The sequence below is a fragment of the Mycobacterium adipatum genome (genome assembly GCF_001644575.1).
Lineage (GTDB): Bacteria > Actinomycetota > Actinomycetes > Mycobacteriales > Mycobacteriaceae > Mycobacterium > Mycobacterium adipatum.
The window spans coordinates 2,015,365-2,029,139 of the sequence record NZ_CP015596.1; the positions used below are offsets into that span (position 1 = coordinate 2,015,365).

Sequence of the window (13,775 nt, forward strand, 5' to 3'; positions counted from 1 at the left end):
ATCAACGCATGGAATCAGTCGATGTGGTGATCGTTGGAGCCGGGATCTCCGGTATCGGGGCTGCCTACTATCTGCAGCGCGAACATCCCGGCCGTAGCTTCGCCATCCTGGAGTCCCGCGGGGCGACGGGCGGCACGTGGGACCTCTTCCGCTACCCCGGGATCCGGTCGGACTCGGATCTGCACACCTTCGGCTACGAGTTCAAACCGTGGCGCGACGAACACGCCATTGCCACCGCCGACAAGATCCTCGCCTACCTGCGTGAGACCGTGGACGAGAACGGCATCGAGGACAAGATCCGGTTCCATCACCGCGTGCTGGGCGCCGCGTGGAACAGCGCCGACGCTCGCTGGATCGTCGACGTGGAACACGACGGCGTACGGTTCGAACTCAGCGCCAACTGGCTGTTCTGCGCCGGGGGGTACTACCGCTACGACGAGGGCTTCACTCCGGAGTTCGCCGGGCGGGAGCGGTTCGGCGGACAGATCATCCACCCCCAGCACTGGCCGGAGGACCTCGACTACACCGGCAAGAAGGTGGTGGTGATCGGCAGCGGCGCCACCGCGGTGACGCTGGTGCCGTCGATGGCGGCGACCGCCGGGCACGTGACGATGCTGCAGCGCTCACCGACCTATGTCATGCCGGTGCCCGCCAAGGACGGCTTCGCCAACACCGCGCGCAAGCTACTGGGCGATGACCGCGGATATGCGCTGGCGCGCCGCAAGAACATCGCCAAACAGCGCGGGGTCTACACCTTCTGTCAGAAGTACCCGACCGCGGCCCGGTGGCTGATCCGCCGGATCAACGCCAGCAAGCTGCCCGCCGGCTACCCGGTCGACGAGCACTTCAGCCCGCGCTACAACCCGTGGGATCAGCGGCTGTGCGCGGTGCCCGACGCCGACCTTTTCGAGGCCATCAGCAACGGCAGCGCATCGGTGGTCACCGATCGGATCTCGAGCTTCACCGAGACCGGCGTCGCGCTGGAGTCCGGACGCGAGCTCGACGCCGATATCATCGTCACCGCAACGGGTTTGAATGTCCAGCTGTTTGGCGGGATCACCCTGTCGGTGGACGGCGAACCCGTCGACTTCGCGCAGACCGTGGCCTACAAGGGCATCATGCTCAGCGGCGTGCCGAACTTCGCGTTTGCATTCGGCTACACCAATTCGTCGTGGACGCTGAAGGTCGGGCTGCTGTGCGAGCATTTCTGCCGGCTGCTGCGCTACATGGACGAGCACGGATACGACAGTGTGCGGCCGGAATTCGATGATCCGGGGATGCCCACCAAGCCGCTGCTGGACTTCGGCGCCGGGTATGTGCAGCGGGTCATCGACGAGATTCCCCGCCAAGGGGTGCGCGGTCCGTGGCAGATGACGATGAACTACACCGTCGACGCCGACGTGCTGCGCAACGGCCCCGTCGAAGACTCGTCGCTGAAATTCGGTGCGCTCAGCCGAATTCCAGCCGCGTTGTGACTCCGCGCAACTGATCGAGCACCGGCAGCCGGTAGGACGCCCAGATCAGCGCGTTGAGTACCGTGCCACGCCCGCTCGGTAGCTCCACATCGTGGGCCGCTCGCACGCCGGGGATGGTGGTGGCCAGCTCTGCCGCCTGTGCCGGCGACAGGCTGAACGGCATCGGCGGCACCCGGTAGCGCAGCGAGGGACGCAGCAGGCCCTGACGCGCCCACCAGGCGAACCAGTACGGCGGCAGGTCGAACATCATCTGCCCGCCCGGAAATCGCTTGGCGCATTCGGTGATCAGTCCGAGCGCCTCGGTCGGCTGCAGGTACATCAGCAGTCCCTCGGCGGTGATGAACACACCGTTGGTGGCGTCGATATCGTCCATCCAGCTGTAGTCCAGCGCCGACTGGGCGCTGCTGGACACACGTTGCGAGGGTGGCAGCAACGTTTCGCGCAGCGCCACGATCGGCGGGAGGTCGACCGTGTGCCAACGGAACCGGTCACCGACGCCGGCGGCATCGAGTCGGTAGAAGCTGGTCTGCAGACCCTCCGCAAGGGCCACCACGGTGGCATCGGGATGTTGACGCAGATAGTTCTTGGTTTCCCGGTCGAAGGCCAGCGCCCGCAAGGCCATGTCCTGGCGGTTGGCGAAGCCGAACTTCCCGAAGTCGAAGTCGATGGCGTCCACCAGGTCCACCGCCACCGGGTCGTCGATGATCCGGTCGGCCCGGCGGGCTTCGGTGGCGCGGACCAGCAGGGTCAGCAGCGCGGTCTCGGAAACGCCGGTCAGGGCGCTGGCATCGGCTCTCGGGGAACTCACATGGTCGAATGTACCTACGCGAGCACTTTGTCCAGGGTGCGCAGGTTGCGAGTGGTGGTGCAGGACTTGTAGCGCTTCTTGCCCATCGTCTTGCCGATCGCCGAGTTCAGCGTCGCCGACCGGGCCACCTGCCAATAGAGCACCCCGTCTCCGCGGGCGGCGGTCTCCCCGGCTGCGTCGGCGAGCGCCACCAACTCCTGCAGCACGTCGGCGTCGCTGACGAAGGTGACATAGGAGTGGTGTTCGGGGACCGCTCGCTCGAACGGGTAGTGCGCGGAGATGTCGGCGACGACGTCCAACGGGTAGGCCAACACCCAGGCGTCGTAGCCGAAATTCTCCCGCAGCGCGGCCTCGGCCGCCGCGCGTACCGCCGCCGCCGACGACGGGCTGTCCAGCAGCACGTTCCCGCTGGCCAGCACGGTCTTCACCGCGGTGAAGCCGGCCGCGGTGAATACCGCCGCCACCTCGGCCATCTTGAGGGTGACCCCGCCGACGTTCACCCCGCGCAGGAACGCGGCGTACCGCGTCACCGCCCGAACTCCAGCAGCGTGATGGCCGGCCGCGCCCGGCGGAAGGCACCGATCCGGTCCAGTGCCGGCAGGCTCGCGAGTTTCCACACCCCGCGACCGGGTGGCAGTGCGATATCGCGTGCACGGCGCACACAGTCGATACGGCCCGCCAGCGCGAGGGCCTCGTCGGCGGTCATCGCGAACGGCATCGGCGGGGCGATGTAGCGGTCGGACAGTTGCAGCCCGGTCAGGGTGCGCCTGCTGAGCCAGTGCGGGATCGAATCGAACATCATCTGCCCGCCGGGGAACCGGGCCGCGCAGTCGGCGATCAGGCCCAGCGAATCCTCGGGCTCCAGGTACATCAGCAACCCCTCGGCCGTGACGAACACACCGTGCTCGGTGCTCACCTTGTCCATCCAGCTGCGGTCCAGGGCCGACTGCGGCAGCTCGATGATCCGGTCGTTGCGCGGGAGCAACCGCCGGCGCAGTTCCATCACCGGTTCCAGATCGATGGAGTACCAGGTCAATTCGTCGGCGACGCCAGCACGGGCCAGTCGCCAGAAACTGGTCTGCAGGCCCTCCGCGAGGGCCACCACCGACGCCTTCGGGTGAGCCGTCAGATAGTCGATGGCCGCCGCGTCGAAAGCCCGTGCGCGCAACGCGTGCGACTGATTGGGTTTGCCGAACTTGCGGTAGTCGTAGCCGATGCTGTCGAGCAGGGTGACCGCCCACGGGTCCCGGATCACCCCGTCGGAGCGCTTCGCCTCAGAGCCGCGGTTGTGCAGGGTCCAGAGGGTGGTCATGGACACGCCCTCCAAACTGGTGCCGTCGATCCCACCCAGATGACTCATGTCCCCGATCGTAGAGTCGTACCCTCGTGGCATGGGGCGCCAGGTTTTCGACGACAAGCTGTTGGCATTGATCAGTGGGAACTCGCTGGGGGTGCTGGCCACCGTCAAGAAGGACGGCCGGCCGCAGCTGTCCAACGTGTCCTACTGGTTCGACGCGCGTCGGGTGGCCCTGCAGGTGTCGGTCACCGAACCGCGGGCCAAGACCCGCAATCTGCGCCGCGACCCACGAGCGTCCATCCATGTGTCCTCCGATGACGGCTGGGCCTACGCGGTCGCCGAGGGTGACGCCCTGCTCACCCCGCCCGCCGCGAATCCCGGGGACGAGACCGTCGAAGCGTTGATTTCCTTGTACCGCAACATCGCCGGTGAACACCCGGACTGGGACGATTATCGCCGGGCCATGGTCGACGACCGGCGGGTGCTGCTCACCCTGCCGATCAACCATCTGTACGGGATGCCGCCGGGCATCAGGTGACAGGGCTAGGCTGACCCCATGGCCGACGAGACTCCCGAAGACGACACCAAACGCAAGTTCCGGGAGGCGCTGGAGCGGAAGAAGACGCAGACCGCCGAGGGCGTGTCGCACGCCGACGCCGGGCGCAAACAGTCCCGCGGCGCGCACGGCCCGGTGGAGAACCGTCGCGAGTTCCGCCGCAAGAGCGGTTAGCTCGCCAACCGGCGGGCCGCCACGAGCGCGGCCAGCATGAGCGCGACGAAGTACAGTCCGAGGTCCTTCAGCCCCCAGCCCACCGCGGCCAGGGTGGTCGCGCCCGCGACGCACAACAGTGCGCCGACCGCCGCGCTGCGCGGTCCCGGACCGTCGACCGTGCCGCCGTCCCAATAAGGCAGCGGATTGTTCTCCAATGGCCGCAACGCCACGAACAACGCCGCCACCAGGACGACCATCAAGGCCAGCTGGGCGATACTGAGCGCCACGAAGTGCGGTTGGCCCGGGTAGCGGGGCAGACCCAGCAGGTCGAAGGCCAGGTGCACGCCCAGCAACGCCGGGATGTGCCACAGGTACAACGTCATCGCCCCGCTGTTCCCGATGGCGACCAGCCACCAGACCCGAGGCCGCCGGGCCCACCGCCCGATCGTGGGGGCGAGCGCAATCGCGAACGCGCACATCATGATTGCGTGCCCCGCCAGCAGCAGTGACGGTGGCGTCATGTTCTTGAGCTGCTGTCCCTCGATGCCGACCAGGCTCAGCTCGTACGGGCCGAACCGGGCCAGGGCGATGTTCACCGCCAGCATCGCCGCCCCGAGGATGGTCGCGTTCGACCGGGTGAGCAGCCGGTACCGGTAGGCGACGCCGAACATGCCGGGCACCAGCCACGCCGCGAGATTGGCGTAGCCCAGCCAGGTCCAGTCCGGGTCGTGCACCCGGATCACGTCGATGACCGCCACCGCCGCGTAAAGCGTCGCGACGGCCACGATGAGCCGGCCGGTGGTGCTGATCCGGGTGAGCAGCGGAACCGTCGCCAACACAAGCACATAGGCACCCAGGAACCAGAGCAGCTGAATCGAGATACCGGCCAGCGGTTCGTACACGTGCACCGGCAAGACCCGGCGGGCCACCAGCAACGCGAGGAACCAGAACGCAAGGTAGTAGAACACCGGGCGGTAGAGCCGGGTGCAGCGCTTGAGCAGCCACCCGCCCCAGGGACCGCCGTAGGCCGTCGCCGAGGCGGCCACCCCGGCGAAGAAGAACAGCGGCATGATCTGGAACACCCAGGTCAGTGCCTGGAACACCGCCGCCGTGGTGAGCAGGTTCTCCCAGTAGAAGACCCCACCGCGAATGATGCTGGTGGCCATGACGGTGTGCCCGATGACCACCCCGACCAGGGCGGTGATCCGGATGACGTCGATGGCCCGGTCCCGATCCACAGGTGTCGCGGCGGTGACGTCGGCGACCGTGGGGAACGCGGCGATGGGCATGCCCCAGAATCTAGAGGCCGGCGCCGCGTCGCACCTGAGTAGAACCACTCAGTCGGCGGCGCGGCTGCGCTGGATGAGGATGGCGGCCAGGCACACCGACGCCAGCACCGCCACCGCGGCCGCGAAACTCACCCCGGCGGTGCGCAGCCCCCAGGCCTGGGCCGCCACGCCGACCCCGACCACCGGCAGCGAGATCGCGACATAGGCCACCACGAAGTAGGTCGAGCTGACCTCACCGCGCCGCCCGGCCGGTACCTGCTCGACCACTGCCGCCAGACCGCGGCTGAAGCTGATGCCCTGTCCGGCACCCGCCACCAGGGCCGCGACGATGATCCCGGGCAGCGACGAAAATGTCAGCGCCACAGCCAGAATCACCATTGCCAGCACCAGGATCGCGCAGCCCCAGGCGACCGCCGTCGCTGCAACGATGCGGCGACCGATCAGCTGTGCCACCGCAGAGGCCAGGAAGATCGACCCGGCAATGGCGCCGGCGACAGCGTGGTTGTCCACGCCGACCACCTCGGAGACGAACGACGGTGCGATCGCGGCGAACAGGCCCGTCACCGCGAAGCCGGCGAAAGCGGCGGTGGAGGCGGTGACGAACACGCCGCGCACCTCGGCGGGCACGGCGAGGCGCTGCACGCCGATCCGGCCGGTGCGCGACGAGGTCTCCGGCGCGGCGAGCACCGCCGCCACGGCCAGGCTCGCCAACGCGATGTGCACGACGAACGGCATCGTCAACGGGTGCGCCACGTACTCGGCGAGCAGGCCCGCCAGCACCGGCCCGATGCCCAGACCTCCGATGTTGACGATGGTGGCCACCGTCGCGGCCCGTTCCTGCTGGGCGGCCGGCAGTGCCTCCACCACCGCCGCGGTCGCCGTGCCGGTGAACAGCCCCGCCGACAGCCCGGACAGCAGCCGGCCCACGAGCAGAAGCGCCACATCATCGGCGATCAGGAACACCACGGCGCTGGCGATCGCCGCGGCCAGTCCGGCCAGCAGCACCGGCCGGCGGCCCACCGCATCGGACCAGCCGCCGAACAGCAGCAGCGCGCCGAGCACGCCCACCGCGTACGCCGCGAAGATGACGGTGGTGGTGACGACGGAGAAGTGCATCCGTTCGGCGTAGAGGGCGTACAGCGGGGTCGGCAGGGTGGTGCCGACCATGACGGCGGCGAAGGCATAGGCCAGTGCAGCGAACGCAAAGGACCGGCGGCGGGTGTTCACTCGGGTGAACAACACCGCCGCCGGGCCGGGTAATCCGGGTGGTTGGTGCGCCGCGCTAGTGCGCGACCGCCTTCTCGGCTCCCACACCGGTCAGCGAGCGGACCTCCATCTCGGCGGCGATCGCCGGGTCGCCGGTGTCCTTGGAGGTGAGGGTGCCGATGATGCCCAGCGCGAAGGCCAGCGGGATGGACACGATGCCCGGGTTGGCCAGCGGGAACCAGGCGAAATCGGCACTCGCGATCATCGATGTCTTGGTACCGGAAACGGCCGGGGAGAAGACGATCAGCACGATGGTGGAGATCAGGCCGCCGTACATGCTCCACAGCGCACCGCGGGTGTTGAACCGTTTCCAGTACAGCGAGTAGACGATGGTCGGTAGGTTGGCCGCGGCCGCGACGGCGAAGGCCAGCGCCACCAGGAACGCGATGTTCTGGCCGTTGGCCAGGATGCCCAGACCGATGGCCAGGATGCCCAGCACCACCGCGGTGATGCGGGAGACCTTCACCTGCTCTGCCTCCGTCACGTTGTGGCTCTTGAGGACACTGGCGTACACATCGTGGGCGAAGGACGCCGATGCGGTGATCGTCAACCCGGCGACCACGGCGAGGATGGTGGCGAAGGCGACCGCGGAGATGATGCCCAGCAGGACCACGCCGCCCAGTTCCAGGGCCAGCAGTGGGGCCGCGGAGTTCACCCCGCCGGCGGCGCCGAGGATGCGGTCCGGGCCGACCAGGGCCGCCGCGCCGTACCCGAGCACCAAGGTGAACAGGTAGAACGCGCCGATCAGGGCGATGGCCCACACCACGCTGCGGCGGGCTTCCTTGGCGGTGGGGACCGTGTAGAAACGCATCAGCACGTGCGGCAGGCCCGCGGTGCCGAGCACCAGCGCCACCGCCAGCGAGATGAAGTTGATCTGGCTGGTCAGCGATCCGCCGTACTGGGCGCCCGGGGCGAGCACGTCGCGATTGGCCACGCCCTCGGTGGTGGCCCCGGAGATGGCGGTCTGGGCTGACCCGAGAATCTCGGAGAAGTTCAGGCCGAACTTGGCCAGCACCATCACGGTCATGAACCCGGCGCCGGCGATCAGCAGCACCGCCTTGATGATCTGCACCCAGGTGGTGCCCTTCATGCCGCCGACGAGCACGTAGACGATCATCAGGACGCCGACGACGGCAATCACCAGCGACTGGCCGGCCCGGCTGTTGATGTTCATCAGCAGCGCCACCAGGCCGCCGGCACCGGCCATCTGGGCGAGCAGGTAGAACAGCGAGACCGTCAGCGTGGTGGTGGCCGCCGCCAATCGGACCGGGCGCTGCTTGAGCCGGAAGCTCAGCACATCGGCCATGGTGAATTTGCCGGTGTTGCGCAGCAATTCGGCCACCAGCAGCAAGGCGACCAGCCAGGCGACCAGGAAGCCGATGGAGTACAGGAAGCCGTCATAGCCGTAGACGGCGATGGCGCCGGCGATGCCGAGGAAGCTGGCGGCCGACAGGTAGTCACCGGCGATGGCGATACCGTTCTGCGGGCCGGAGAAGGCCCGGCCGCCGGTGAAGAACTCATCGGCGGTGGCGTTGCGCTTGCTGGCCCGGATCACCACGACCATGGTGACCACGACGAACAGCCCGAAGATGGCCATGTTGGCGACGGGATTACCCACCGTTTGGGTGGCGGCCAGGAGGTTCACTGCAGGGGTCCTTCCAGCTCGTTGCGGATGGCTTCGGCGCGCGGGTCCAGCTCGCGGTTCGCGAACCGGACATAGAGACCGGTGATGACGAACGTCGTGAGGAACTGCCCGAGCCCGATGATCAGCCCGACGTTGACGTTGCCGAACAGCCGGGTGGCCATGAAGTCGTGGGCGAACGCGCCCAGCAGCACGTAGATGCCGTACCAGATCAGGAAGAACGCGGTCATCGGGAAGACGAACCGGCGCAGCCTGCTGCGCAGGTCCTGGAACTCGGGGCTGGCCTGCATGGCGAGGAACTCCTCGCCGGTGGGCGCAGGTCGCGCGGGTATATCGATCTCGGGCACCGGGGACTCCTGACGTTGACTGTGAACCAGCTCGACCCCGAATCTAATTGAGATGCAGGTCACAAATCCGGGTCAAACGGCGAAGCCGGGCAGCGGTGCGGTGAGCGGTCAGTCAGCGGCGGTGAGCGGTTGCCCACCCGGTGGATACGTGCGGACGCTCAGCTCTCCGGCAGCCGCTCGACGCCCATGCCGAGTCGTTCCGGCACGTGCATCCGGGCGAAGACCTGCGCGACATCGGGTGCGGCGCGGGTGAACCGGCTGACCACGATCATCGTCGCGAACGCCACCGGCACGCTCACCGCGGCCGGATAGCCGACCATCACCGCGGGCCAGCCACCCAGCACGGTCTCATCGACACCGCCTGTGATGGCCACCAGAACGGCGCCGCCGCAGACCAGCCCGCCGACGGCCAGTCCGGCGGCCGCCCCGGCGGCGGTCAGCCCACGCCACCAGATGCCCAGCACCAGAAGCGGACACAGGGTGGATGCCGCCACCGCGAACGCCAGGCCGACGGTGCGGGACAGCTCGATGTCGGCGACCAGCAGCGACAGCGGGATGGGAATGAGGCCACCGATCACCGCGGCGACGCGAAAGTCCCGCACGCGCCCCCGCATCACGTCGGTGGCCAGCGCTCCTGCGATGCTGACCAGCAACCCCGATGAGGTCGCCAGAAACGCCGCGATGGCGCCCGCGGCGACCAGCGCGGCCAGCAGTTGCCCGAACACCCCGCCGATCGCCGACCCCGGCGCCAACAGCACTGCGGCATCGGCGGTCCCGGTGATCAGCAGCTGCGGAACGTACAGCCGGGAGAACACCCCGAGCAGGACGGGGAACAGATAGAACAACGACAGCAGCGCGATGACCGCCAAGGCGGTCCGCCGCGCCGCCCGCCCGTCGCGGTTGGTGTAGAACCGCACCAGCACGTGCGGCAAACCCATGGTGCCAAGGAAGGTCGCCACAATGATCGAGATCACCTGGTACAGCGGGTGGTCTCCGCCCAGGCCGCCGCCGGAGGAAATCCACTCTCGTCCGGTCCCCGGGGTGCCGGCAACCACCGGCGTGGCGGCCCCGGCGGCCAGCGTGAGGCTGGTCCCCGCACCCAGGGTGTGCTCGCCAGGGGTGCCGAAGGTGGCGTCGCGCACGGCGTTTCCGTCGAGCTCACCGCTCACCCGGATCCCGGACGGGTCGACGACCTGCACGACGATGTCGGTCTCGATCTGCACGGTGGTCTCGCGGTCCACGCTCGGTGGCAGTGGGCCGCCGAGGTCGCCGCGGTCGGTGACGAACAGACCGAGCAGGGCCAGCGCGGGGATGGCGATCGCGGTGAGTTTCAACCAGTACTGGAAGGCCTGCACAAAGGTGATGGAGCGCATCCCGCCGCCCACCACATTGGTGATGACGATGGCGCCCACGAGTAACGGTCCCGTCCAGACCGGCATCCCGAGAAGGGTTTTCAGGGCCAGCCCCGCGCCCTGATACTGCGGGGCCAGGTAGAACACGCAGATGATCACGACGACGAGCATGGCCACCTTGCGCAGCCGCGCCGAACCGAGCCGGAACTCGGCGAAGTCGGGGACGGTGTAGGCGCCGGAGCGGCGCAGCGGCGCGGCAACGAACAGCAGCAGGCCGAGGTAGCCGGCGGTGAACCCGACCGGGTACCACAGCGCGTCGGCACCGTATTTCGCGATCAGTCCGGCCACCCCGAGAAATGATGCTGCGGAAAGGTATTCGCCGGATATGGCGGCAGCGTTCCAGCGCGGCCCGACGCTGCGCGAGGCCACCAGAAAGTCCGATGTGGTGCGGGACAGGCGGACGCCCCAGCTGCCGATCACGACCGTCGCGACGGCGGCGGCCAGCAGCGCGGCCGCGGTCAGCGGGGAGCCGCTCACGGTTCGCTGTCGACGACCCGGACGAAGTCCTTCTCGCCCTGTTCGGCCAATCGGACGTAGAGCCTGCCCACCCCGTAGAGCAGGGGATAGGCCAGCACCGCGAGCAGCAGCCAGTTCAGCCGCATGCCGAAGACCATCAGATCCGGTGCGGCCCTGTTCAACACCACGATGCCGGCCACGGCGAACACCACGACGGCACCCAGGCGGAGCGCGAGCCCAAGTTGCGCGCGCACCAGGCCCCGCACCAGCGCGTCGCCGACCTGGGTCTGCTCCTGTACCTCGATGCGGGTGCGCACCATGCGCGCGCCGCGCCGGTGGGCGAGCACCACCCGCTGGCGCTGGGGTCGTTCGCCCTCACTCATCCGAACCCGCCGGCTTGAGGTTGCGCATCGGATCGCGGACCAGCCGGTCGCGCAACTCGCGGGCCTGCCGCCGGCTCACCGGGAGCTCCACTGCGGGGGAGCTGCCATTGGCGCGCAGCCGTACCAGCACCGCGCCGTCGGCGGTGCGTAGTCCGGTGACCATCCGCAGCGAGACCAGGTGGGACCGGTGGATGCGCTGGAAGCCGTGGTCGCGCCAGCGGGTCTCCAAGACACTCAACGGAATACGTACCAGGTGGGTTCCCGTCGCCGAGTGCAGTCGGGCGTAATCGCCCTCGGCCTCGACCCAGCCGATGGTCTCCCGGGGCACCAGGTGGGTGATACCGCCGAGCTCGGCCGGGATGACATCGGAGTCGGGGTCCTCGGCTGGTTCGGGCTCGTTGCTGCGTGCGGCGCACACCCGGCGGACCGCCTCGTCGAGCCGGTTCTGCCGGATGGGTTTGAGCAGATAGTCGACGGCGCCGACATCGAAAGCGGCGACCGCCTTGTCATCGTGGGCGGTCACGAACACCACGGCCGGCCGGTTCGCGAAGTTGCGCAGCACGCCGGCGAGTTCGATGCCCGACAGCCCGGGCATGTTGATATCGAGGAACACCGCGTCGATCGGGTGGGCGTTGAGTTCCCGCAGCGCCGAGGTGGCATCCCCGGCGGTGTGCACCGCGGCGATATCGGGGTGCTGGTCCAGGAGGTAGGCGAGTTCGTCCAGGGCGGGGGCTTCGTCGTCGACGGCCAGCACCGTCAGGCCGGTCACGCCACACCTCCGCTGGCCCGCACACCGGAGCGGAATTTCGGCACCCGCATGATGACCTTGGTCCCCGCCCCGATCGCCGTCTCGACCACCAGACCGTAATCGTTGCCGAACGCCGCCCGCAGCCGATGGTCGACATTGGTCAGGCCGACATGTGCGGACTGGTCGGTTCCGGCGGGCTGCAGCGCATCGCCGTGGCCGGCCCGCAAGGTGTCGGGATCCATTCCGGCGCCGTCGTCCTCGACGGTGATGACGCAGTCCGAGCCGGCGTCATTGGCCACGATCTCCACCGATCCACCTCCGCGCCCGGCCAGCCCGTGCCGTACCGCGTTCTCCACCAACGGTTGTAACGCCAGGAACGGCACCACCACGTTGAGCACCTCGGGGGCGACCTGCAGGCGCACCTTCAACGCGGTGCCGAAGCGGGCCCGTTCCAGGGTGAGATAGCGGTCGATGTTGCGCAGTTCCTCGGCCAGGGTGGTGTATTGGCCGGCGGCCCGGAACGAATAGCGGGTGAAATCGGCGAACTCCAGGATGAGTTCCCGGGCGCGGGCCGGGTCGGTGCGCACGAACGAGGCGATGGTGTTCAGCGCGTTGTAGATGAAGTGCGGACTGATCTGCGCGCGCAGGGCCAGCACCTCGGCCTTGTCCAGCCGGGCACGGGATGCGTCGAGCTCGGCCAGTTCGATCTGGCTGGCGGCGTAGCGGGCGACCTCGCCGATCGCGCCGAGCATGCCGGGGCCGGGGGACGCGGCGGTGACGACGACCAGCACACCCAGCACGTCGCCGTTTTCGGCCAGCAAGGGCTGGGCCACCACCGTCGAGGTGCGGACACCGTTGAGCACCCGGCGTTCTCCGGCGATCGACTCCGCGGCGGTGGCCGCGCAGGTGTCGGCGACCTCGGACTGCCAGATCGATGCGTCGTCGGGGTCGGTGGCCAGCAGTTCGCCGTGGCCGTCGAACAGTGCGACGCCGTCGGTACCGGTCAGGCCGCGCAGGAAGGGCGCTGCGGTCGCCGCGGATTCGGAGTCCAGACCCTGCCGTAGCGCCCGCGCCGCCAGCGAGGCGGTGTGCAGGGCGGCGTGCACGGCACGTTCGGTGGGGGTGGCCACCACCCGGCGGGTGCGCACCACGAGGACGGCCGCCACCGCCGCCAGCAGCAGCGCGACCGCCAGCGCCCATGCGATCTGACCCGACATCGTGCGGCCACTGTAAACCGGGGGCGAGCCGAAGGTTCGCAGGCTGCACAACCTCGCCAACAGGCGTGATAAGCACTGGGGGTGGATGCCGAACCGACGCTGCTGGTGCTGGATCTGGTCGGTACCTTCGCGTTCGGGCTCAACGGGGCGCTGACGGCGGTGCGGGCGGCCCGGTTGGACGTGGTGGGGGTGCTGACCCTCGGCATGATCACCGCGTTGGGCGGCGGGGTGATTCGCGACGTGCTGATCGGCGCGACACCGCCGGCGACCTTCCTGGACTGGCGGTACTTCGCACTGGCCGCGGGCGGTGCGACGATCGCGTTCGCGCTCAGCAGACGGCTGCACCGGCTACAGACCTTGATCACGGTGTTCGATGCGATCGGGCTGAGCGTCTTCGCGGTGATCGGCGCGGGCAAGGCGCTGGCCTACGGAATCGGGCCGGCGCCGGCCATTCTGCTGGGTGTCGTCACCGCGGTGGGCGGTGGCACCATCCGGGACACGCTCATCCGGCAGGTGCCCACCGTCCTGCAAAGCGAGTTGTACGCCATCCCGGCGTTGATCGCGGCGGGGCTCACGGTGCTCGCCATCGAGCTGGGCGTGTACGGACTGCCGGCCGCGCTGGGGGCGGCGGCGGTCTGTTTCGTCATCCGGATGCTGGGGGTGCGGTACGGACTGAACGCCCCCCGTCCGCCCGGATCGTCGTGGCGCGCCGAGCAGTGACGA

The 13,775-nt window shown here is 68.8% G+C and carries 15 protein-coding genes; 4 read left to right on the forward strand and 11 right to left on the reverse strand.

Annotated elements, in window-relative coordinates; genetic code table 11:
* The first annotated feature begins 8 nt into the window (after positions 1-8).
* Positions 9-1,475 carry a flavin-containing monooxygenase gene (locus A7U43_RS09630; protein WP_067994032.1) on the forward strand — a complete coding sequence of 489 codons (1,467 nt, stop codon included), beginning with the start codon at positions 9-11 and terminating at the stop codon, positions 1,473-1,475.
* Here A7U43_RS09630 and A7U43_RS09635 read toward each other — a convergent pair.
* Genes A7U43_RS09635 through A7U43_RS09645 form a run of 3 tightly spaced genes read right to left on the reverse strand, consistent with a single transcriptional unit; the run spans position 1,450 to position 3,643 of the window.
* A complete protein-coding gene (locus A7U43_RS09635; RefSeq protein WP_067994036.1) occupies positions 1,450-2,283 on the reverse strand; it encodes a class I SAM-dependent methyltransferase in 834 nt (277 codons plus the stop codon). The two genes, A7U43_RS09630 and A7U43_RS09635, sit on opposite strands and share 26 nt — an antisense overlap.
* 14 nt (positions 2,284-2,297) lie before the next feature.
* Positions 2,298-2,813, reverse strand: a complete 516-nt coding sequence (locus A7U43_RS09640) for a DUF1697 domain-containing protein (protein WP_067994040.1) — start codon at positions 2,811-2,813, stop codon at positions 2,298-2,300.
* Positions 2,810-3,643, reverse strand: a complete 834-nt coding sequence (locus tag A7U43_RS09645) for a class I SAM-dependent methyltransferase (RefSeq protein ID WP_067994043.1) — start codon at positions 3,641-3,643, stop codon at positions 2,810-2,812. Before A7U43_RS09645 ends, A7U43_RS09640 begins: the two co-directional genes overlap by 4 nt.
* Before the next feature lie 31 nt (positions 3,644-3,674).
* Here A7U43_RS09645 and A7U43_RS09650 point away from each other — a divergent pair, with 31 nt between their 5' ends.
* Entirely contained in the window at positions 3,675-4,118 is a 444-nt protein-coding gene (locus tag A7U43_RS09650; RefSeq protein WP_067994046.1) for a PPOX class F420-dependent oxidoreductase, read from the forward strand.
* Between the two features lie 18 nt (positions 4,119-4,136).
* A complete protein-coding gene (locus tag A7U43_RS29640) occupies positions 4,137-4,310 on the forward strand; it encodes a DUF5302 domain-containing protein (protein ID WP_156525872.1) in 174 nt (57 codons plus the stop codon).
* Here A7U43_RS29640 and A7U43_RS09655 read toward each other — a convergent pair.
* The 8 genes from A7U43_RS09655 to A7U43_RS09690 form a co-directional block, all read right to left on the reverse strand.
* A complete protein-coding gene (locus A7U43_RS09655; RefSeq protein ID WP_067994048.1) occupies positions 4,307-5,581 on the reverse strand; it encodes an acyltransferase family protein in 1,275 nt (424 codons plus the stop codon). The genes A7U43_RS29640 and A7U43_RS09655 overlap by 4 nt on opposite strands.
* 48 nt (positions 5,582-5,629) lie before the next feature.
* Positions 5,630-6,748 carry an MFS transporter gene (locus A7U43_RS09660; protein WP_231963613.1) on the reverse strand — a complete coding sequence of 373 codons (1,119 nt, stop codon included), beginning with the start codon at positions 6,746-6,748 and terminating at the stop codon, positions 5,630-5,632.
* A 115-nt stretch (positions 6,749-6,863) separates the two neighbouring features.
* On the reverse strand, positions 6,864-8,444 hold the full coding sequence (locus A7U43_RS09665) for a solute symporter family protein (protein WP_068002313.1): 1,581 nt from the start codon (positions 8,442-8,444) through the stop codon (positions 6,864-6,866).
* Positions 8,445-8,488: 44 nt separating this feature from the next.
* Positions 8,489-8,779, reverse strand: a complete 291-nt coding sequence (locus A7U43_RS09670) for a DUF485 domain-containing protein (protein WP_082902398.1) — start codon at positions 8,777-8,779, stop codon at positions 8,489-8,491.
* Positions 8,780-8,994: 215 nt separating this feature from the next.
* On the reverse strand, positions 8,995-10,725 hold the full coding sequence (locus A7U43_RS09675) for a sodium/solute symporter (RefSeq protein WP_067994058.1): 1,731 nt from the start codon (positions 10,723-10,725) through the stop codon (positions 8,995-8,997).
* Positions 10,722-11,087 carry a hypothetical protein gene (locus A7U43_RS09680; protein WP_067994061.1) on the reverse strand — a complete coding sequence of 122 codons (366 nt, stop codon included), beginning with the start codon at positions 11,085-11,087 and terminating at the stop codon, positions 10,722-10,724. Before A7U43_RS09680 ends, A7U43_RS09675 begins: the two co-directional genes overlap by 4 nt.
* The gene (locus A7U43_RS09685) at positions 11,080-11,856 is read right to left on the reverse strand and encodes a LytR/AlgR family response regulator transcription factor (RefSeq protein WP_067994064.1); all 777 of its coding nucleotides are present in this window, start codon (positions 11,854-11,856) and stop codon (positions 11,080-11,082) included. The genes A7U43_RS09680 and A7U43_RS09685 overlap by 8 nt, the downstream gene beginning before the upstream one ends.
* The gene (locus tag A7U43_RS09690) at positions 11,853-13,052 is read right to left on the reverse strand and encodes a sensor histidine kinase (RefSeq protein WP_067994068.1); all 1,200 of its coding nucleotides are present in this window, start codon (positions 13,050-13,052) and stop codon (positions 11,853-11,855) included. The genes A7U43_RS09685 and A7U43_RS09690 overlap by 4 nt, the downstream gene beginning before the upstream one ends.
* 81 nt (positions 13,053-13,133) lie before the next feature.
* Between A7U43_RS09690 and A7U43_RS09695 the strand changes: the two genes are divergently transcribed.
* A complete protein-coding gene (locus A7U43_RS09695; protein WP_067994072.1) occupies positions 13,134-13,772 on the forward strand; it encodes a trimeric intracellular cation channel family protein in 639 nt (212 codons plus the stop codon).
* The last annotated feature ends 3 nt before the right edge of the window (positions 13,773-13,775 follow it).

What these genes read in the sequence shown, in the direction of transcription:
- A7U43_RS09630 (WP_067994032.1), top strand. Translation starts at nt 9, where the DNA reads ATGGAATCAGTCGATGTGGTGATCGTTGGAGCCGGGATCTCCGGTATC.
- A7U43_RS09645 (WP_067994043.1), bottom strand. Translation starts at nt 3,643, where the DNA reads ATGAGTCATCTGGGTGGGATCGACGGCACCAGTTTGGAGGGCGTGTCC.
- A7U43_RS09650 (WP_067994046.1), top strand. Translation starts at nt 3,675, where the DNA reads ATGGGGCGCCAGGTTTTCGACGACAAGCTGTTGGCATTGATCAGTGGG.
- A7U43_RS29640 (WP_156525872.1), top strand. Translation starts at nt 4,137, where the DNA reads ATGGCCGACGAGACTCCCGAAGACGACACCAAACGCAAGTTCCGGGAG.
- A7U43_RS09655 (WP_067994048.1), bottom strand. Translation starts at nt 5,581, where the DNA reads ATGCCCATCGCCGCGTTCCCCACGGTCGCCGACGTCACCGCCGCGACA.
- A7U43_RS09660 (WP_231963613.1), bottom strand. Translation starts at nt 6,748, where the DNA reads ATGGTCGGCACCACCCTGCCGACCCCGCTGTACGCCCTCTACGCCGAA.
- A7U43_RS09665 (WP_068002313.1), bottom strand. Translation starts at nt 8,444, where the DNA reads ATGGCCATCTTCGGGCTGTTCGTCGTGGTCACCATGGTCGTGGTGATC.
- A7U43_RS09670 (WP_082902398.1), bottom strand. Translation starts at nt 8,779, where the DNA reads ATGCAGGCCAGCCCCGAGTTCCAGGACCTGCGCAGCAGGCTGCGCCGG.
- A7U43_RS09680 (WP_067994061.1), bottom strand. Translation starts at nt 11,087, where the DNA reads ATGAGTGAGGGCGAACGACCCCAGCGCCAGCGGGTGGTGCTCGCCCAC.
- A7U43_RS09690 (WP_067994068.1), bottom strand. Translation starts at nt 13,052, where the DNA reads ATGTCGGGTCAGATCGCATGGGCGCTGGCGGTCGCGCTGCTGCTGGCG.